Below are 19,332 nucleotides of genomic sequence, written 5' to 3' on the forward strand. Positions count from 1 at the left end.
TGTTCTTGCCCTTGTTGATGAAAATATAAGGGTTGAAATGATAAATCAAAAAGGTGCTGCTTTTGTTGGCAAGGATAAAGAAACTCTTTCAGGCCGTCTTTGCGGAGATGTTTTTAATTGTCAGTATATGTTTTACGGTAGCCAATGTGGTACAAATCCAAAATGTTCAGTTTGTCCTTTGAGAGACTATGTAGTGTCAACTTTTGAAACTGGAAAGACCTATACTGAAGAAGAGGGGCAGATGACCTTTTTGTTAAATGGACAAGAGACCACCATGGATATTCTTATTTCCACTTGTCTTTTAAAAATAAATAACAGCAAAAAGGTTTTACTTTCCTTGACAGATATAACTGAACGTAAATCTTTTGAAACATCTTTGATGGAAAGCGAGAATCGATTTTCAGAAATGTTTGAACATATGTCCAGTGGTGGTGCTGTTTATGAACCAATAGAAAATGGTGAAGACTTTGTTTTTAAAGCATTAAACACAGCTGCAGAAGAAATATCCAATATTCAAAGAAAAGACGTTCTTGGCAAAAGATTGTTGGAAATATTTCCCATGATGGACAAGTCTGGTTTGTTTAGTGCTTTAAAGGAAGTTTGGAAATCAGGTGAGCCAATTCACTTGAACCCATTCTATTATAAAGATGCTTTTCGGGAGGGTTGGAGAGAAAACAGGATTTATAAACTACCTTCGGGAGAGGTGGTGGCATTGTTTGATGATGTTACATTAAGAATTGAGGCAGAATCAAAAATTAAAGAAAGTGAAATAAAATATCGAAGATTATTTCACAAATCTAATGACGGGATAGTTGTGCTCAACCTTAACGGACAAATTCTTGACACTAATTTCAAGATAGAAAAGATGTTGGGTTATAAAAAAGAGGAACTTAACCAATTGAGTTTCCAAGATTTGCATCCTCATTTTGATTTGGAAAGACCAAAAAAAGCTTTTGAAAAAACAAAAACAAAAGGCCATTCAAGATTTGAAACAAAGCTTATCAAACGTAATGGAACAATAATTGACGTTGAGGTCAGTTCAAGTATTGTTGACAGGGAAACCGGCACTGTTCAAGGTATTGTCCGGGATCTGACTGATAAAAAGAAAATGGAAAAACGTGTAATTCAAGCACAAAAAATGGAATCCATAGGTAACCTGGCCGGGGGCATTGCCCATGATTTCAATAACCTGCTATTTCTAATTATAGGAATATCTGAAATGCTTTTGGAAGATTTGCCGCCAGAAAGTTTTCATTATGAAAATGTTCAGAAAATATTAAAGGCAGGGGAAAGAGGGGCAGGTCTTGTTAAGCAGATCCTTTCTTTCAGTCGTCAAGATAAATATATAAAAACCCCGGTTAGAGTTCAGCAAATTGTTGAAGAAGTTATTAAACTAATCCAGTCGACTATTCCAGCAAATATAGAAATTAGAAATTATCTTCAACCTGATTGTGGATTAGTTATGGCTGACCCGACTCAGCTACATCAAATTGCCATGAATCTTATTATCAACGCTCTTGTTATTTCAGATATGAATATGCCTGGTATAACGGGCGTTCAGCTTGCAAAAGCAATGCTGGCAATAAGGTCAGACCTACCAATTATCATTTGTACTGGCTTTAGTGATCTTGTGAGTGAAAAAATGTGCGAAGATATTGGTATTAAGGGATTTTTAATGAAGCCCATTATTATGTCAGAAATGACAAAAGAAGTACGTAGAGTATTGGATGAAGCCAAGTACCAAAACCAGACCTGAATCTCTTTTAGTTGACGATATATAAAGTTTTACAATCTTTAAAGAAGGTGTTTGATGAACCAAAAATTTGATTTTGCAGTACCAGAATATTTTATAAATGACTTAAATAGTTTCAAATATTATATTTGGGGCATGGTGGCTTTGTGGACGGTGATTATTGGAGCCTTGTTCATATTTAACTCCATCAGCATAAAAAAAGCGTTTTCTTCCCTGGCTCGCCTGGAAGCAGTTGTCAGTTTTAATAAAGATACTGTTTACCGCCGTTGGGCAACCATGCATGGAGGTGTTTATATGCCGATTACAGAAAACACACCCCCAAATCCATATTTAAATGTTCAAGAGCGGGATATCTCAACTCCTTCAGGGAAACAACTCACTCTTGTTAATCCAGCTTATATGACCCGACAAGTTCACGAGTTGGGCAAGGAACAATACGGACTTCAAGGCTATATCACGAGTTTAAATCCACTTAATCCAGAAAATATACCTGATCCTTGGGAAGCCAAGGCTCTGAAATCTTTTGAAAATGGAAAAACAGAGAAAGCATCTATTGAAACAATAAACAATATTCCCTATTTTCGATTTATTCGAGCATTTGTTGTGGAAGAAGGTTGTTTAAAATGCCATGGACATCAAGGATATAAAGTTGGTGAAGTTCTAGGGGGAATAAGCCTGGCTGTGCCCATGGAGCCTTACCTGGAATCCGCATACAGGGGTAGGACACAAGCTGCCCAAGGCTTGGGAGTCCTTTGGTTTATAGGAGTTGGGGTGCTATGGGCAGGGATGGGATATATACAAAATAGAATTCGAGAAAGAGAAAAGGCAGAGCAGGAACGAGATCTATATGTTAAGGAGCTTCAGGAAGCATGGTCTGAAGTAAAAACTTTAAGCGGCCTTCTTCCCATTTGCTCTTTTTGTAAAAAAATTCGAGATGATAAAGGTTATTGGAACTCAATTGAAAGCTATATCCACAAACACTCTGAGGCAAAATTCAGCCATGGGATCTGCCAGGAGTGCATAAAAAAACATTACTCTGATTATGATATCAATGACAATAAGTCTAAAAAAGACGATGAACCAATAAAGAATTGAACAAATATGAATAAAAGCTTTTTATCAGCAATGATTGAAGAATCTTCATTTGCCTTTGCCTATCATAAAATAATTTTAGATGAAAAAAACAACCCTTGTGATTATGAATTCATAAAGGCTAATCATGCTTTTTTTAAGCTTACAGGTCTTTCAAAACAAACAATTATTGGCAAAACTCTAATTGAAGTTATGCCGGAACTTAAAACTTTAAAGTTTCAATGGATTAAGTTTTATGGGGAACTTGCAATTAAAGGAGGCAGCAAAACTTTTGAAGAGTATTTAGAGCCTTTTAAAAAATGGTTTAAAGTTTATGCTTTTTCACAAGGGGATGGTTATTTTTCAACTGTTTTTATTGATATTACTTTAGATAAACAAAAAGCAGAAGAGCTTGCAGAAAGGGAATTAAACTTCAGGACTTTTTTTGAAACTATTAATGACATTGTTGTTATTGGAAATAATCAGGGTAATGTTTTTTACACCAATCCCTCAGCAAGTAAAAAACTTGGGTATACTCCTGATGAACTTAATACAATGCATTTTTTAGATCTTCATCCTGAAAAATACAGAATAAAAGCTGAAGAAATTTTATCTGATATGTTTGCCCAAAAAAGACGTTCATGTCCTTTGCCTCTTCAAAAAAAAGACAAAACAGAACTTCCAGTAGAAACAAGGTCCTGGCTTGGAAAATGGAATGGAGAAGAGTGTGTTTTCAGTATTTCAAAAGATCTTAGTAATGAACAGGAAGCACTGCAAAAATTTAACCGGCTTTTTGAAAACAATCCTGAATTAATGGCTGTGACAATTTTTCCTGAAAGAGTTTTTTCGGACGTTAATACTGCTTTTTTAAAGACCCTTGGCTATAAAAAAGAAGAGGTCATTGGCAAAAGGCCAAAAAATTTGAATCTTTTTGTTGAAAAAGCTGTTTTAAAATTTGTATTAAAACAGCTGGAAAGTAAAGGTTCTATTTACAATTTTGAGATGAAAATCAGGACAAAATCAAATGAAATTTTAACAGGACTTTTTTCAGCTGAAAAAATTGAAAGTCAGGGTAAAACATATTTTTTAAGTGTAATGACAGATATTTCTGCCCAAAAAAAGGCAGAAGAAAAACTTCTTTATTATTCTAAAATGCAGCATATTTTAATGGACATTGCTTCAAAATATATAAATATTAGGCTTGATGAAGTTGAAATGTCAGTTAACAAAGCCTTGAGTGAAATTGGAAAGTCTTTTGGAGCAGACAGAGTTTATATTTTTGATTATGATTTTGAAAACCAGACCACATCCAATCTTTTTGAGTGGTGCAACAAGGGAATAATTCCTCAGATTGATGAGCTTCAAAATGTTCCACTTGAAGGTCTTGATGACTGGCTTGATGCCCATTTAAAAGGAAATCCCATGTTTGTAAGGGATGCTTCTGCTCTTCCTGAAGGAAATTTAAAAAAGATTTTAGCCCCCCAGGATATTAAAACCCTTATCACAGTACCATTAATAGATAATGATAATATTTTGGGATATGTTGGTTGTGACTGGGTAAGAACTTATCTTAAATACACAGAAATTGAAATTGATCTATTTTATCTTTTTGCACAAATACTTGTAAATATAAAACTTAGAATAGAAGCAGAAACTTCCCTTGTAAAAGAAAGAGAAAGGCTTACTCTTGCATTGAAAGGTACAAATGCAGGACTTTGGGATTGGTATATTCAAACTGGAGAGGCTGTTTTTGATAACCGCTGGGCAGAAATTGGAGGCTATTTATTGTCTGAACTTGAACCTGTAAGCATAAATACCTGGCTTAATCTTTGTCATCCTAAAGATTTGAAAATTTCAAAAAAAGCATTAAAAGAGCATTTTTCCGGTAAAACTGATTTTTATGAAGTTGAATTAAGAATGAAGCATAAAAACGGTGGCTGGGTTTGGGTTTTAGGCAGAGGCCGTGTTGTTAGATGGGATAAATTCGGGAAACCTTTGAGAATGACAGGAACCCACGTTGACATATCACAAAGAAAAAAAGCTGAAGAAATGATAAGACATCTTGCCAATCACGATGCCCTTACAGGGCTTCCAACAATCAGGCTTGCAAAAGACAGAGCCAGGATCGCAAATGAAAAAGCCAAGAGGAATAATAAAAAAACAGCTTTTATGTTTATTGATCTTGACGGGTTTAAGCTTGTTAATGACAGCTTTGGTCATGAAGCAGGAGATTTTGTTTTAAAAGAAGTTGCCTTAAGATTTAATTCTTCTGTAAGAAAATCTGATACAGTTTCTCGTATTGGAGGAGACGAGTTCCTTGTAATAATAGATGAAATAGAAAATTTAAATCCTGTTAAAAACATTGCAAAAACAATAATTTCAAAAATTTCCACACCTTTTATCTATAATGGCAATGAAATAAAGATTGGATGTAGTATTGGAATTTCAATTTATCCAGATAATGGAGAAGAGATTGAAGAGTTGATAAAAAAAGCTGATGAAGCAATGTATTCAATCAAAAGATCTAGTAAAAAAGATTTTGCCTTAATTTGTTAATTTTAGGTGGTTTGTTTTGGGTTAATCTTTTTAGATACTCATAAACCTTAGTCCAGCAATGTATTTATTAAAAAATTATAAAATAATGAGTATGCTCTTTAAAAACTAGGGTAAAAGCTGAAAACTAGTCAAATAACTAGCCCCACAACCAGCCAATTTATAAATCCCCAAAAATATGTTGAAGTAAAACCGCAGCAGCAATTGAAGCAGTTTCTGCTCTTAAAATTCTTGGGCCAAGGCTTATGGTTTCAAATCCTGCTTTTAAAGCAGCTTCTTTTTCATTATCGGTAAATCCGCCTTCAGGGCCTGTGATTGCAAGTATTTTTTTAGGATTTTTATATTTGTCCAAAAGTTTGGAGCTGGGAATTGTTATTCTTTCGTGAAACATTATTTTAAGGTCATAATTTTTTGAGGCTTCAATAATTTCATCAAAACTTTTTAGGTCTTTAATTTTTGGAAGGGTAGACCTTTCGCATTGTTTTAAAGCCTCTTTTGAAAGTTCAGCCCATCTTTCAATTTTATTTGAAATCTTTTTTTTATCAGGTGAACTTATGCTTCTTTTAGAAATATATGGAATAATTTCAAATACACCAATTTCAGTTAAAGGTTTTATTAATTGATCGTTTTTTTTCCCTTTTATCATTGAAAAACCAAGGGAAATTTCTACAGGAGAATCACTTTTACCTTTTGAGGCAGAAAATATAGAAAAATGTGTCTCGTTTTTTTCAAGCTTTACAATTTTTGTTAAAAAATCCATGCCTTTTCCATTTGTGAATATAACCTCATCATTTTCTTTCAGCCTTAATACATTTTTTAAATGATGGGATTCTTTTCCGCTTAATGAAAAAGAGCTGGTGGTTTCATCTAGCTTTTCATTATAAAATCTTCTCATATTATTTGCCTCAATTAATTTTTATGTTATTGTAAAAGGTGATTATATTTCTTTTCTCATAATATATGTTTTCAATTAAGTAAAATTAAGGAATTAAATTCAGTTAAAAAGACAGTCAACCACTAGAAATTCAATAGAAATTTCTTTAACTTTGGAGTATTTTTTTAATGAACAATCCATCCGGTGATTCCAATAAAAACAGTTTAAAAGACGATTTCGACCTTTCCGATCTTGAAGAAGTCGTTATAAATGAAATTAACTCAGATAGTATAAGTGATAATTCAGGCGATGAAGTTTTAGATTTGGAAAACTTCAGGCTTGATGAAGAAGAAATATTGGAGTTGGAAGAAAAAGTTGATGAAGAAGAAATCCTTGATTTAAACAAATTTAAAATTGAAGATGAAATTTTGGACTTAGAAAACTTCAAGCTAGATGAAGAAAAAATATTGGAGCTGGAAGAAAAAGTTATAGAAAATGAAGTTTTAGACTTAAATGGATTTAAAATTGAAGATGAAGTTTTAGATTTGGAAAACTTCAGACTTGATGAAGATGAAATTTTAGAGCTGGAAGAAAAAGTTGCAGAAAATGAAGTTCTTGAACTTACAGATAAATTAGATTTTGATGAAAGTTCAATAATTGATGAGTTTAGTACAGAGGAAATAGTTGAAGATTTAGTTTTTGAAGAAAATGAATCTATTTCAAGGGAAGATTTTTTAGAAATAGAAAGTTCAGCATTAAATATTGATGAAAAACTGCTTGAAAAGGTTCTTGAAAAAGTAATTACTAAAATATTTGCTGAAAAAATTGATGCCCTTCTTGTAAAAACAATTGAAAAAACAGTTACAAAAGAAATTCAAGAATTAAAAGAATCAGTGTTTTTACCTGAAAAATAGGGTTATAAGTAAATATAATTTTTTAAAACCGCTTTTAAAGCGGTTTTGTATTTTTATAGAAAAATTTATCGTCAAATAATGCTTTTAAAAAAAATTTTTACTTGCTAAATAAATGGGCTTGTAAAACAATTCGCGTCCTGAAAAGGAAAACGAATTTTGCAGTAAACTAATTTGGAGTTAAAAATGACTGACAATAGTATGGATAAATCGTATGAACACAATAAAGTTGAGCAGAAATGGTATGATTTCTGGTTAACCAATGGATATTTTAAAGCTGAAGACCAAAGCGAAAAACCTCCTTTTTCAATAGTTATACCTCCGCCCAACGTAACTGGTGTTCTTCATATGGGCCATGCATTGAACATTACTTTGCAAGATATTTTATGCCGATATAAAAAACTTAAAGGTTTTAACGTCCTTTGGATGCCAGGGACTGATCATGCAGGAATTGCAACCCAGAACGTTGTTGAAAAACAACTTGCACAAGAAGGCCTTTCACGCCACGATCTTGGACGTGAAAAGTTTGTTGAAAGAGTCTGGGAATGGAGAGAACAGTATGGCAGTGCCATCATAAATCAGTTAAAAAGACTTGGAGCCTCATGTGATTGGGAACGTGAAAGATTTACCATGGATGAGGGCCTTTCCACTGCTGTAAAAAAAGTATTTGTAGATCTTTATAATGACGGCCTTATTTACAAAGGCGACTATATAATTAATTGGTGCCCAAGGTGTAAAACAGCTCTTGCAGATCTTGAAGTTGAGCATGAAGAACAAGACGGTGCTCTTTATCATATAAGATACCCTTTTCCTGATGGCAGTGGAGACCTTGTAGTTGCAACTACAAGGCCTGAAACTTTATTTGGTGATACTGCTGTTGCAATAAATCCCAAAGATGAAAGATATAGTGAACTTAACTCTAAAACTGTTATTCTTCCACTTTCCGGAAAAGAAATACCCATAATAAGAGATTCTTATGTAGATACAGAATTTGGTACAGGGGCATTAAAAGTTACTCCTGCCCATGATCCAAATGACTTTGAAATAGGGATCAGGCATAATTTGCCAAGTATAAAAGCCCTTGATGATGACGGAATAATGACCAGTGCAGCTGGAGAATTTGAAGGACTTGACAGATTTGAGTGCAGAAACCAGGCTGTTAAAAAGCTTAAAAAAAGCGGTTATCTTATAAAAACGGAAAATATAAAACACAGCGTAGGTCAATGCTATAGATGCGATACCATAATTGAGCCCAACTTATCAAAACAATGGTTTGTAAAAACAAAACCTCTTGCAGAAAAAGCCATTGAAGCGGTTAAAAATGGTGATACAAAAGTATTTCCAGAACAATGGGAAAAAACTTATTTTAATTGGCTTGAAAACATTAGAGACTGGTGTATTTCAAGACAAATCTGGTGGGGACACCAAATTCCAGCCTGGACATGTGATGATTGTAAAAAACTCATAGTTTCCACAGAAGAACCAAAAACTTGTGATTCATGCGGAAGTTCCAATCTTACAAGAGACCCTGATGTCCTTGACACCTGGTTTAGTTCGGCATTATGGCCTTTTTCCACCATGGGATGGCCTGAAGATACAAAACTTTTAAATACTTTTTATCCAACATCAGTTCTTGTAACAGGATTTGACATTCTTTTTTTCTGGATAGCAAGAATGATGATGATGGGACTTTATTTTAAAAAAGAAATTCCTTTTAAAGATGTTTATGTCCATGCTCTTGTAAGGGATGAAGACGGAAACAAAATGAGTAAATCCAAGGGGAATGTTATTGATCCTCTTGTTGTTATTGATGAATACGGTACTGATGCTTTTAGATTCACCCTTGCAATTTATGCAGCAATGGGAAGAGATGTTAAAATGTCTGAAAAAAGGGTTGACGGCTATAGGCATTTTGTAAACAAGCTTTGGAATGCCTCAAGATTTGCACTTATGCATCTTGATAAAAGTTATGATGAATATGATGAAAAAAACCTATCTCTTCCTGATAAATGGATACTGTCAAGGCTTAATTCAATTATAATAAAAGTTGAAAATGAAATAGAATCATATCGTTTTAATGATGCAGCTGCTACTCTTTATCATTTTGTATGGCATGAACTCTGCGACTGGTATTTGGAAGCTGTAAAGTCCTTGCTTTTTGGCAAACATGGAAATGAAAAAATGATTGCAACAAAAGGCGTATTGCAAAGAGTGATGAAAGACGCCTTAAGTCTTTTGCATCCAATTATACCTTTTGTTACTGAAGAAATCTGGAATAAACTTCCAGGAACCAAGGGCTCAATAATGAACTCAGGATATCCAGGAGAAAGAAAGGATCAAAAACTTTCATATAACCCGGAATCAGAAGTTCATATGGAATATATAATGAGTGTTGTTTCTTCGATCAGAAATATAAGAGGTGAAATAAATATTCAGCCAGGTCAGCTTTTAAAAGCTCATCTTCAAACAGCTAATTTTATGCATACTGAGATTGCTGAATCAGAAAAAGAAATGATTCAATCTCTAGCCAGGCTTTCTGAGCTTGTGGTTGAAAAGCCAGGTGAAAGACCAAAATCTGCTGCTGCAGGTATTGTTGGTACTGATACAAGAATTTTTATTCCTCTTGAGGGCATAATTGATGTTGATAAAGAAATTTCAAGAATAGAAAAAGAAATTTTAAAAGTTGATAAGGAACTTGTTTTTTTGGGTAAAAAACTTTTAAATGAAAGTTTTCTTTCCAAGGCTCCTGAAGAAGTGGTTGAAAAAACAAAAAACCAACATGAGGAATTTTCAAAAAAACTAGATGATTTAAATGCCCATCTTGCAAAAGTAAAGGAACTGCTCAGTTGATGAAAACACTTGATTTTACATTGGCTGATAGACTTATTGATCTTGCTCTTCTTGAAGATATTGGACCTGGAGACATTACAACCCAATCAATTATCGACCCAGAAGAGCAGGGCAAGGCTGTGATTAAGGCAAAGGAGAATTTTATAGTCTGCGGTATTGATATTGCAGAACAGGTTTTTTTTAAAGTAGATCCAGAGCTTAAAATTGTAAAATTATTAAAAGACGGAGTAAAAACAAATAAAGGAGATCTTATTCTTTCTGTTAAGGGAAGAATGAGTTCTCTTTTAAAAGCAGAAAGAACAGTTTTAAATTTTCTTCAAAGATTGAGCGGAATAGCAACCAATACAAATAAATATGTAGAAAAGCTGAAAAATTATCCCCATGTAAAGCTTTGCGATACAAGAAAAACAACTCCGGGGCTTAGAGTTTTGGAAAAGTATGCTGTTTATTCAGGAGGAGGATCAAATCACAGAACAGGACTTTATGATGGTGTTCTTATCAAGGACAACCATATTGAAGCTGCAGGAAGTATTGAAAAAGCTGTTTCTATGGCAAGACAAAATATTTCTCACCTTGTAAAAATTGAAGTTGAAGTAAAAGATTTTGATGAAACAAGACAGGCTCTTAAAGCCGGGGCAGATGTGATAATGCTTGATAATATGAACACAGCAGAAATTAAGGAAGCATGCAAAATTATAAACAAAAAAGCCCTTGTTGAAGTGTCTGGGAATGTAACAATTGAAAGACTTACCCAACTTGCAAAAACCGGGGCTGATATTATTTCATGTGGAGCTCTTATTCACCAGGCTGTTTCAGTTGATATAAGTATGTATCTTACAAAAACCTAAATTGAGAGTTTTATATTTTAAATTAAGATAGTTACCATGAGTTTTTGCCACTCCCGTAAATACATAAAAGGGAAAAATAATATCAGGGAAAAAAATTGATACCAATAAGAGATTCACACCCATCTGAAACAACTCCTGTTGTAAATTATTCTTTAATTGGACTTAATGTATTTATATTTTTTATAGAAATAAGTCATCCCGGGGGAATGGATAGATTTATCTATCAGTATGGACTTGTACCAGCAAGATATACCAATCCTGCTATTTCTCAGTATTTTAATTTTTTTGAACAGATTTTTTCCTTTTTGTCTTTTATGTTTCTCCATGGAGGATGGCTTCATCTGATTGGGAATATGTGGAGTTTGTTTATTTTCGGCGACAATGTTGAAGATAAGCTGGGTCCTTTTAAATATCTTTTATTTTATCTTTTATGCGGGTTTATTTCAGGTTTTACCCACTTTATGTTCAATATCAATGACAATATACCGGTTGTGGGAGCAAGCGGAGCAATAGCAGGTATAATGGGGGCTTATTTTATTCTTTTTCCGGGTGCAAGAATTCTTACTGTTATACCAATAATAATTATTCCCTGGTTTATAGAAATTCCAGCTTTTATTTTTCTTGGCCTCTGGTTTATAATTCAAGTTATAAACGCAGCAGGTACTTCTTCAGGAATTGCCTGGTGGGCTCATATAAGTGGTTTTGCTGCTGGAGCTTTTCTTGTTGGATATTTTTGTAAACTTCCGTCTTCTAAATTTTCAGACAGAATTAAAGGAAGTTTACAAAGAAAAAAATCTCCTGAAATCAATACTATAAAAACATTGAGAATCCCTGATTCCAACGATGCAATGGGAATGATTGAAATATCAGCTTTGGAAGCTCTTTCTGGTTGTAAAAAACGGGCAAATATACCCTGGGGATTTTACAATAGACTCTATAAAATAACTATTCCTCCAAACACAAGGGACAGGCAAAAACTAAGATTAAGAGGGCTTGGTTTTACAGATAGTTTTGGTAATAAAGGGGATTTGTTTATTGAAGTGCGAATAAAAACATCTTTTGATTCAAAGCTCAGGTTTTAAACTTTTATATTTTTTTAAAACTTTGTTTAATTACCTTCTTAAATAAGAGTTACCCTGTTTCTTCCATTTTCCTTGGACAGATAAAGAGCTTTATCAACTCTTTTTACAAATGAAGAAGTGGGTTCACCGGGTAAATATTGGGTAACTCCAAAGCTTGCTGTTACTTTTACATCTTTTTTTAATCCATTTAATTCAATTGTAAAATTTTCCTCAAAAAGTTTTTTTTTGATTCTTTGGGCTACAATTTCACTTTCTTTTGATCTGGTTTCAGGAAGTATCATTGTAAACTCTTCACCTCCGTATCTATAGGCAGTATCCATTATTCTAAGATATGATCTAATTATTTTTCCAACTCTGAAAAGAACTTTATCACCTTCAAGATGTCCAAAAGAATCATTAAATTTTTTAAAATGATCAATATCAAGCATAATTAATGACAGAGGATGATTATATCTATTGCTCCTGTCAATTTCTTTTTCAAGTTCTGTATAAAACTTTCTTGAATTAAAAAGTTTTGTCAGCCCGTCTGTATCTGCAAGCTTTTTAAGCTTTTCAAGCATTTCATTTTTTTCAAGGGTAATCTTTTTTTCCCTTAAAACTCTTTTAGCCCTTAAAAGAAGTTCTTCAAAACGCACAGGCTTAAAAACTATATCGCTTGCTCCTTTGTTTATTGCCTTTTCGTATGAATAAGTTTCTGTGTAGCCAGTAATTAAAATCACGTCTATGTTATAAAGATTTTTTATTTTTTCAGTAAGCTCAAGTCCGTTCATTCCAGGCATGACAATATCTGTTATAACAAGATCTGTTTGGGGGTTTTGTTTTAAGAAATCAAGTGCTTCATAAGCATTGGCAACAGTGTATGCATTATAGTCTGATAAAAAAAAATATTCTTTCATGGTTTCTCTTATAGCTAGATCATCGTCTACTATTAAAACATTAATTTTTTCCATGATTATTTTCTTTATAGAAGGTTAAAATGCGTATAAATTGACATCTCAGGCTGATACTGCTACAAAGATTAGCTTCAATATATCTTAAAATAGATATAAGATTAACTTTTTTGTGTCAATATCAGATTTTTTAATAACGACTCTTTATGGAGCCCAAATTGAGTAAATACATTGATAAAATAAGAAATTTCAGCGTGATTGCACATATAGATCACGGAAAATCAACCCTTTCAGACAGAATTATTCAGCATACAGGAATGGTTTCTGACAGAGACTTCAAAGATCAGCTTCTTGATAGTATGGATCTTGAAAGAGAAAGGGGAATTACAATAAAAAGCCAGACAGTCTGCCTTCCATATACTGCGAAAAATGGAGAAAATTATATTTTAAACCTAATTGACACTCCAGGGCATGTTGACTTTTCCTACGAAGTTTCAAGAGCTCTTACTTCCTGTGAAGGAGTTTTACTTCTTGTAGATGCAAGCCAGGGTGTTGAAGCCCAGACACTTGCAAATTTATACCTTGCTATGGAACATGATTTAGAAATTATACCTGTTATAAATAAAATTGACCTTCCTTCAGCAAATATTGAAATGGTCAAAGAACAAATTGAAGAAGACTTAGGACTTGATTCAGAAATAGCAATTCTTACAAGTGCAAAAGAAGGAATAGGAATTGAAGATGTTCTTGAAGCTGTTGTAGAATTTATCCCTGCTCCTGAAGGAGACAGGCAAAAACCTTTAAAAGCACTTGTATTTGATTCCCATTATGATGCCTATAGAGGAGTTATTGTTCAGATAAGAGTGATAGATGGAACTCTTAAAAAAGGTGATCTGGTAAATTTTATGTCCACAGGATCAAGCTACAAGGTTGAAGAGGCAGGCTTTTTCAGGATAGCCATGGCTCCTCAAAAAGAACTTCAGGCCGGAGATGTTGGTTATATTATAGCTGGAATAAAAAACATTTCAGATGTTCAGATAGGAGATACCATAACCTTAAAAGATGAACCCTGCGAAAAGGCAATTTCAGGTTTTAAGGAAGTTAAGCCCATGGTTTTTTCATCCCTTTATCCTGTTTCAACAGATGAGCTTATAAATCTTACAGAAGCCCTTGAAAAACTAAAATTAAACGATGCTTCTCTTATTTATGAAAAAGACAATTCAGCAGCCTTGGGATTTGGATTCAGATGCGGATTTTTAGGACTTCTCCATCTTGAAATAGTTCAGGAAAGACTTGAAAGAGAGTTTGATGTATCTCTTATAATCACAGCTCCTTCTGTTCAATATAAAGTGAAAACAGATGACGAGCCAGAAGAAAAAATAATTGACAATCCATCTCATTATCCTGATCCAGGTTCTATTGAATATGTTATGGAGCCTTATATAAAAGGAAGTATTATTGTTCCAGATAATTATATAGGAGCAATAATGAAGCTTTGCATGGAAAAAAGAGCCAAGGAAGTCAACCATATTTATCTTGATACTAAAAGAGTTGAATTTACAGTTATTTTGCCATTGGCAGAAGTAATTTATGATTTTTATGACAAATTAAAAACCGTAACCCAGGGCTATGGTTCCTTTGACTATGAAATCCATGATTATGATAAAACCGATCTTGTAAAACTTGATTTTCTTGTAAATGCAGAAAGAGTTGATGCTCTTTCCCAGCTTGTTCACAGGGCAAATGCAGAAGCAAGGGGAAGAAGTGCTGTTAAAAGATTAAAAGACGAAATCCCAAGGCAGATGTTTAAAATTCCAATTCAGGCGGCAATTGGGGGAAATGTTATTGCAAGGGAAACAATTTCTGCTTTTAGAAAAGATGTTACTGCCAAGTGTTATGGAGGAGATATTTCAAGAAAAAGAAAACTTCTTGAAAAACAAAAAAAAGGAAAACAAAGAATGAAAATGGTAGGTTCTGTTGAAATTCCCCAAACTGCCTTTCTTTCTGTTCTTAAAACTAAAGACGATTAAAATTTTAAGGGGAGTATTTTTTAAAAGTGCTTCCCTGCTTTAATTATAGAATCAAATATTTTCTCTTCCAAATCCAGCACTTCCAATTTGGTTAATTAACTAAAGAATTGAAATGGCATTAATATTGCTGTATCAAGTTTAATATGAGTTTTTTAAACTACACAAAGGGAAATGTAAAAATGGACAAATTAACCTATACCAAAGCATTTGAAAGTTTTATTTGGAATTTCAGACTGGATTTTGATCCTGTGGGTGTAAAATTTATTGACAATGAATCAATTATTAATACACTTCCAATTACCCATACAGTAAAACCAAAACTATCTTATTGTCAATATCTTGCAGCTTCAAGGTCTGCCAAACATCGTCTTTTTTTAAGTCCTGAGAAGCTTGAGTGTAAAAATGCCCAGCCGGTTTTTGGTTTTAGAGAGCTTGAACAAGAAATTGATGGCAAAAGTCATGAAAAATATTTAATTGATGAAAAACTTTCATGGAGAGCTCCCCAGGAAAAGGCAAGACTTGAGCTAGGTAAATATAAAGGTATTTTCATGGCTCCTTTAAACGACTATGATGATTTGGATTTTGGCCCTGATATTACTTTTTTTATGGTTGTTCCATATCAGGCCTATCATATTTTAAACGACTATATGGGTGCAATGAACAAACCAAATCTTAGTTTTCTTGCAACTCCCAACTCTGCTGTTTGTTCTGGAGGTGTTTACTCTTTTTTAAACAATACCGCCAATATGACAACTATGTGTGCAGGCTCAAAAAGTTCTGGAAAAACAGAAATGAATTATATGAACCTTTTTATTCCCGGTGATCAGGTTTTAAAAACAGCTGAACACCTTCTTTACAGAATTGAAAAAACCGGAGGACCTTCTCTTATGGGTAAGGGCGGTCAACCTTGGCCTGGACTTGATGTTTGTTTAAACTGTCCTTTGATTAAGTTTAAAGAAGTTGAAAAATAAATTTATAAAAGATATTTACTTAAGTTGAGTTAATAAGCTTAAGTAAGTTTGAACTGTTAAATTTTATAATTAAGAAAATCAAAACTAAATATGGATTATTTTAGAAATATAACAAAATATTTCAGACAGTCATTAATTGATTCAGAAAGGAAGTGCCCGGAAGATAAAGATATTCTTCCTTTTCTTGGGCCATCAGATTCTGAAAAAAATAATTCAGATTATATTAGTCTTGATTGCAAAGCTTGGTTTGAAGGAAGAATTGATAAAAACCTGGCAAAGGAAATTGTTAAAAAAAGAAATAAAGAGGAAAATTCAGACTCAAAAGAAACAGAGTTGGTTATTTACCCAAGAGTTGATTTTTTAAAAACAATTGGCGGTAAAAAAAGTTATATTAAAAATGAAGTTTTGATCCCTTTAGTGGTTTTTATAATTCTTGATGAAGACGGAAAATTTAAACCTTCTCCCAAAGCCCCGTGGATTCCTAGGGAGTGGATTTCACCGAATCAAGGCAAGTCTATTACTTTTACAAATTCTTTTCTAATTGATAAATTTCTTAGTCAAAATCTTTATCAAGGCATGGAAAACTGGGATGATGTTAGAAAATATTGCACTTCAATGCTTTGTTCAGCTTTGAGCACTGAATATTTCCCAGGAGATCCTGAATTAAAAACTAAAGAAACATCTATTTATGATCTTGAAATATTAAATAACGATTATGAGCTTAAAAATGTTTTTTTGATTCAGGTAAAAGAACCTCCGGTTGTGGGTGCAAAACAAGGAATTATAAAATTAATTGATTCAATTTTAGATACCAATTCTGAAATTCCTTTATATAAAATGTTTTGTGCAAAATCCTCACCTGAAATTATACCATATAGAGATTTGGAAGATGACAGCTATTTATCAAAACAGCATTTGGGGCAGATGACAGGGGAGTTTCCTTTATCTTTAAATCAAAGAAATGCACTTCACCATCTTTTAAAAAACAACAATCCTGAAATTCTTGCAGTTAACGGACCCCCGGGTACTGGAAAAACAACTCTTTTAAGATCTGTAGTAGCAAGTTTGTGGTCAAAAGCAGCCCTTGAAGAAACTGAGCCTCCTTTAATTGCAGCAACCTCAAACAATAATCAGGCAGTTACAAATATTCTAGAAAGTTTTGCCAGAGTTGATGAAAAAGGACTGGAGGAAAGTTTAAAAGGAAGATGGATCCCAGAAATTTCAAGCTATGGGCTTTATTGTTGTTCCTCAGGAAAAGCAAAAGAATCCAACCCTTATATGTATCTTGGCCCCAAAGGCGAAGGATTGATGGAATATTTGCATACTCAGGAATATTTTGATGGTGCTGTTGAGTTTTTTCTTGAAAAAGCAGGTAAATGGCAAAATAAAAAAGCAGAAAGCCTTAAAGAAGTTAGAATAAACCTTCATAATGAAATAAAAAAAACAGAAAAAGCAATTATCAAGGGAATAGATACACTTAAAAATTTTAAAACATATGAAAATGAAATTTTCAGCAAATTTAAAGATCTTGATTCTTTAAAAAACGAGATTGAATTTTTATCTGAAAGCTTAAATCTTCCTGAAAAAGAATTGTTAGATATAAGATTGAAAAAAGATGAACTTCTGAACCTGTGGTCTAAAAGAAAAATTTTAACAAATTTGTTTATCAAATTCAAGTTTGTTCAAACTTCAGAATATTATAAAAATGCAATTTTATTTAATAAATGGGGAATTCCCCTGGAAGACAAATCAGATAAATCTGCAGAAAAAATCTTGAATGAAATGGAAAATCAATCAATTCAAAAACAGGAAAATTACAAAAAAAGAATTGGCTGTCTTCAAAATCTTTATAACTCTTATAAAGAAGCATCAGAAAAAATTAATTTATGGATAAAAACCCACTCCAATATTGAGCTTTTATCAAAAGATTTAAATGATAAGGTAAACGAAATAAATGACAGGGTGCTAAGATTTAAACTTTTTAAACTTTCAACACATTATTGGGAAGCCAGATGGCTTATAGATTTAAATTCATTTTTACCAACCAGAGACTCTGATAAAAAATCAGATAAAAGAGTCCTTGGAAAATTAAAAAGATTTGCAAAACTTACCCCTTGTTTTGTTTCAACTTTTTATATGCTTCCAAAAACATTTGAAGCAAGTGTTTTTGAAGACAATGTCTGGAAACATCTTCCTCTTTATGAAAAAATAGATCTTTTAATTATAGATGAAGCAGGGCAGGCTCTTCCAGAAGTATCTGCACCGTGTTTTGCTCTTGCAAAAAAAGCCCTTGTTGTAGGAGATACTGATCAGATTGAACCTGTGTGGAGTATTTCTCCTGGAGTTGACAGATCAAATCTTCAAATTTTCAATCTTTTTGAAAATGAAAAAGATTATAATGATTTTTGGCTTGAAAGCGGGCTGACAGCTTCAAGCGGCAATGTAATGAAAGTGGCTCAGAGACAATGCCTTTATCATCAGTTTACCAAGCTTCAGAAAGGTTTGTATTTAACAGAACACAGGCGTTGTTATAACAGTATAGTAAACTATTGTAATGAACTGGTTTATCAGGGAGTGCTTAAGCCTTTAAGGGGAGAGCCTAAAGTTTCAATTCCATGGGGAAAAACCATGGCAATGGTGAGTATAAAAAAAGACTCAAAATCCTATGGTGGTAGCAGAGGAAATTTTGATGAAGCTGTTTATATAGCCAATTGGCTTGATAAACACAAATCAATAATTGTTGAATATGTAAAGAAAGCCAGCCCTGATTTAAAAGATATAGAAGATAATCAAATTATTCAAAAATCTATTGGAATAATAACCCCTTTCAGCACCCAGGCTCGTTTTATAAAAAAAGAGCTTCTTAAAAAGAAAATTAAAGGAGTTACTGTTGGAACAGTACACAGCCTTCAAGGCGATGAGCGTTTAATCATTCTTTTTTCCAGTGTTTATGGTGAGTCTGATAAAAAAATGGGAAAATTTTATGACAATGGTCCAAATATGCTGAATGTTGCTGTTTCCCGTGCCAAAGATGCTTTTGTATTATTTGGAGATCCTGATGTTTTTGGTGTTTCCGGGAAATCCTCACCATCTGGAATTTTAAGGTCTATGCTCAGTGAATTAAAATAAAATTTATCTTCTGTCATTTTTAATCGTTACAAAACCCATTTTTTGCAATTCTTAAACATCTAAATAAAACAAATTATCTTAAATTTTAACATATAAAATAATTAGTTTTTTTAATCTTTTCTGTTTTGGCTCGCTCTCAAGCTCCAGCTCTGCCCTTACCCCATCTTTTATTCGGGCCTCGTTCCCAAGCTCTAGCTCTGCCCTTTACCCACATTTTTTTCTCAGGGATATTCTTTCAAGGAATATCCCTCGCACATAATCTGTAAAAGATTATAACCTTTCCAAATTAGTTGATGTCCAACTGGAGGATCATTTTTCCTGTTCAGATATCCTCCAAGTTTTCCCACCATAACTACCATTTCACCAAGGC

Annotated in this window: 12 protein-coding genes; 10 read left to right on the plus strand and 2 right to left on the minus strand. The window is 33.2% G+C overall.

Going from position 1 to position 19,332, the window contains the following annotated elements; translation table 11 throughout:
* The first annotated feature begins 25 nt into the window (after positions 1-25).
* From RBR53_07900 to RBR53_07910, 3 genes are read left to right on the plus strand one after another with little or no spacing between them, the layout of a single operon-like run.
* Complete coding sequence (locus RBR53_07900) at positions 26-1,756, plus strand: PAS domain S-box protein (GenBank protein MDY0132576.1); 1,731 nt, start codon at positions 26-28, stop codon at positions 1,754-1,756.
* Between the two features lie 54 nt (positions 1,757-1,810).
* A complete protein-coding gene (locus RBR53_07905) occupies positions 1,811-2,848 on the plus strand; it encodes a DUF3365 domain-containing protein (protein ID MDY0132577.1) in 1,038 nt (345 codons plus the stop codon).
* Between the two features lie 6 nt (positions 2,849-2,854).
* The gene (locus RBR53_07910; GenBank protein MDY0132578.1) at positions 2,855-5,380 is read left to right on the plus strand and encodes a PAS domain S-box protein; all 2,526 of its coding nucleotides are present in this window, start codon (positions 2,855-2,857) and stop codon (positions 5,378-5,380) included.
* 157 nt (positions 5,381-5,537) lie between these two features.
* Here the strand turns inward: RBR53_07910 and RBR53_07915 are convergent, their stop codons facing one another.
* Positions 5,538-6,272: a 16S rRNA (uracil(1498)-N(3))-methyltransferase gene (locus RBR53_07915; protein MDY0132579.1), complete on the minus strand. Its 735-nt coding sequence runs from the start codon at positions 6,270-6,272 to the stop codon at positions 5,538-5,540.
* A gap of 167 nt (positions 6,273-6,439) precedes the next feature.
* Between RBR53_07915 and RBR53_07920 the strand changes: the two genes are divergently transcribed.
* From RBR53_07920 to RBR53_07935, 4 genes are all read left to right on the plus strand, one after another.
* Positions 6,440-7,165, plus strand: a complete 726-nt coding sequence (locus tag RBR53_07920; protein ID MDY0132580.1) for a hypothetical protein — start codon at positions 6,440-6,442, stop codon at positions 7,163-7,165.
* 183 nt (positions 7,166-7,348) lie between these two features.
* Positions 7,349-10,012 (plus strand): valine--tRNA ligase, encoded by a 2,664-nt coding sequence (locus RBR53_07925; protein MDY0132581.1) that lies wholly within the window; start codon positions 7,349-7,351, stop codon positions 10,010-10,012.
* Positions 10,012-10,860 carry a carboxylating nicotinate-nucleotide diphosphorylase gene (gene nadC / locus RBR53_07930; GenBank protein MDY0132582.1) on the plus strand — a complete coding sequence of 283 codons (849 nt, stop codon included), beginning with the start codon at positions 10,012-10,014 and terminating at the stop codon, positions 10,858-10,860. Before RBR53_07925 ends, nadC begins: the two co-directional genes overlap by 1 nt.
* 95 nt (positions 10,861-10,955) lie before the next feature.
* The gene (locus RBR53_07935; protein ID MDY0132583.1) at positions 10,956-11,942 is read left to right on the plus strand and encodes a rhomboid family intramembrane serine protease; all 987 of its coding nucleotides are present in this window, start codon (positions 10,956-10,958) and stop codon (positions 11,940-11,942) included.
* A 38-nt stretch (positions 11,943-11,980) separates the two neighbouring features.
* Here the strand turns inward: RBR53_07935 and RBR53_07940 are convergent, their stop codons facing one another.
* Positions 11,981-12,892 (minus strand): diguanylate cyclase, encoded by a 912-nt coding sequence (locus tag RBR53_07940; protein MDY0132584.1) that lies wholly within the window; start codon positions 12,890-12,892, stop codon positions 11,981-11,983.
* A 146-nt stretch (positions 12,893-13,038) separates the two neighbouring features.
* On the opposite strand from RBR53_07940, the gene lepA reads away from it, so the two are divergent.
* The 3 genes from lepA (at position 13,039) to RBR53_07955 (ending at position 18,962) form a co-directional block, all read left to right on the plus strand.
* Positions 13,039-14,862 carry a translation elongation factor 4 gene (gene lepA, locus RBR53_07945; GenBank protein MDY0132585.1) on the plus strand — a complete coding sequence of 608 codons (1,824 nt, stop codon included), beginning with the start codon at positions 13,039-13,041 and terminating at the stop codon, positions 14,860-14,862.
* A 179-nt stretch (positions 14,863-15,041) separates the two neighbouring features.
* Positions 15,042-15,833, plus strand: a complete 792-nt coding sequence (locus RBR53_07950) for a DUF169 domain-containing protein (protein ID MDY0132586.1) — start codon at positions 15,042-15,044, stop codon at positions 15,831-15,833.
* A gap of 90 nt (positions 15,834-15,923) precedes the next feature.
* A complete protein-coding gene (locus RBR53_07955) occupies positions 15,924-18,962 on the plus strand; it encodes an AAA domain-containing protein (GenBank protein MDY0132587.1) in 3,039 nt (1,012 codons plus the stop codon).
* Positions 18,963-19,332 lie beyond the last annotated feature (370 nt).

Source organism: Desulforegulaceae bacterium, assembly GCA_034006035.1.
GTDB lineage: Bacteria > Desulfobacterota > Desulfobacteria > Desulfobacterales > JACKCP01 > JACKCP01.

Coding starts and splice junctions, on each gene's coding strand:
- RBR53_07920 (MDY0132580.1), top strand. CDS start 6,440: ATGAACAATCCATCCGGTGATTCCAATAAAAACAGTTTAAAAGACGAT.
- RBR53_07915 (MDY0132579.1), bottom strand. CDS start 6,272: ATGAGAAGATTTTATAATGAAAAGCTAGATGAAACCACCAGCTCTTTT.
- RBR53_07910 (MDY0132578.1), top strand. CDS start 2,855: ATGAATAAAAGCTTTTTATCAGCAATGATTGAAGAATCTTCATTTGCC.
- RBR53_07955 (MDY0132587.1), top strand. CDS start 15,924: ATGGATTATTTTAGAAATATAACAAAATATTTCAGACAGTCATTAATT.
- lepA (MDY0132585.1), top strand. CDS start 13,039: ATGGAGCCCAAATTGAGTAAATACATTGATAAAATAAGAAATTTCAGC.
- RBR53_07925 (MDY0132581.1), top strand. CDS start 7,349: ATGACTGACAATAGTATGGATAAATCGTATGAACACAATAAAGTTGAG.
- RBR53_07950 (MDY0132586.1), top strand. CDS start 15,042: ATGGACAAATTAACCTATACCAAAGCATTTGAAAGTTTTATTTGGAAT.
- nadC (MDY0132582.1), top strand. CDS start 10,012: ATGAAAACACTTGATTTTACATTGGCTGATAGACTTATTGATCTTGCT.
- RBR53_07905 (MDY0132577.1), top strand. CDS start 1,811: ATGAACCAAAAATTTGATTTTGCAGTACCAGAATATTTTATAAATGAC.
- RBR53_07940 (MDY0132584.1), bottom strand. CDS start 12,892: ATGGAAAAAATTAATGTTTTAATAGTAGACGATGATCTAGCTATAAGA.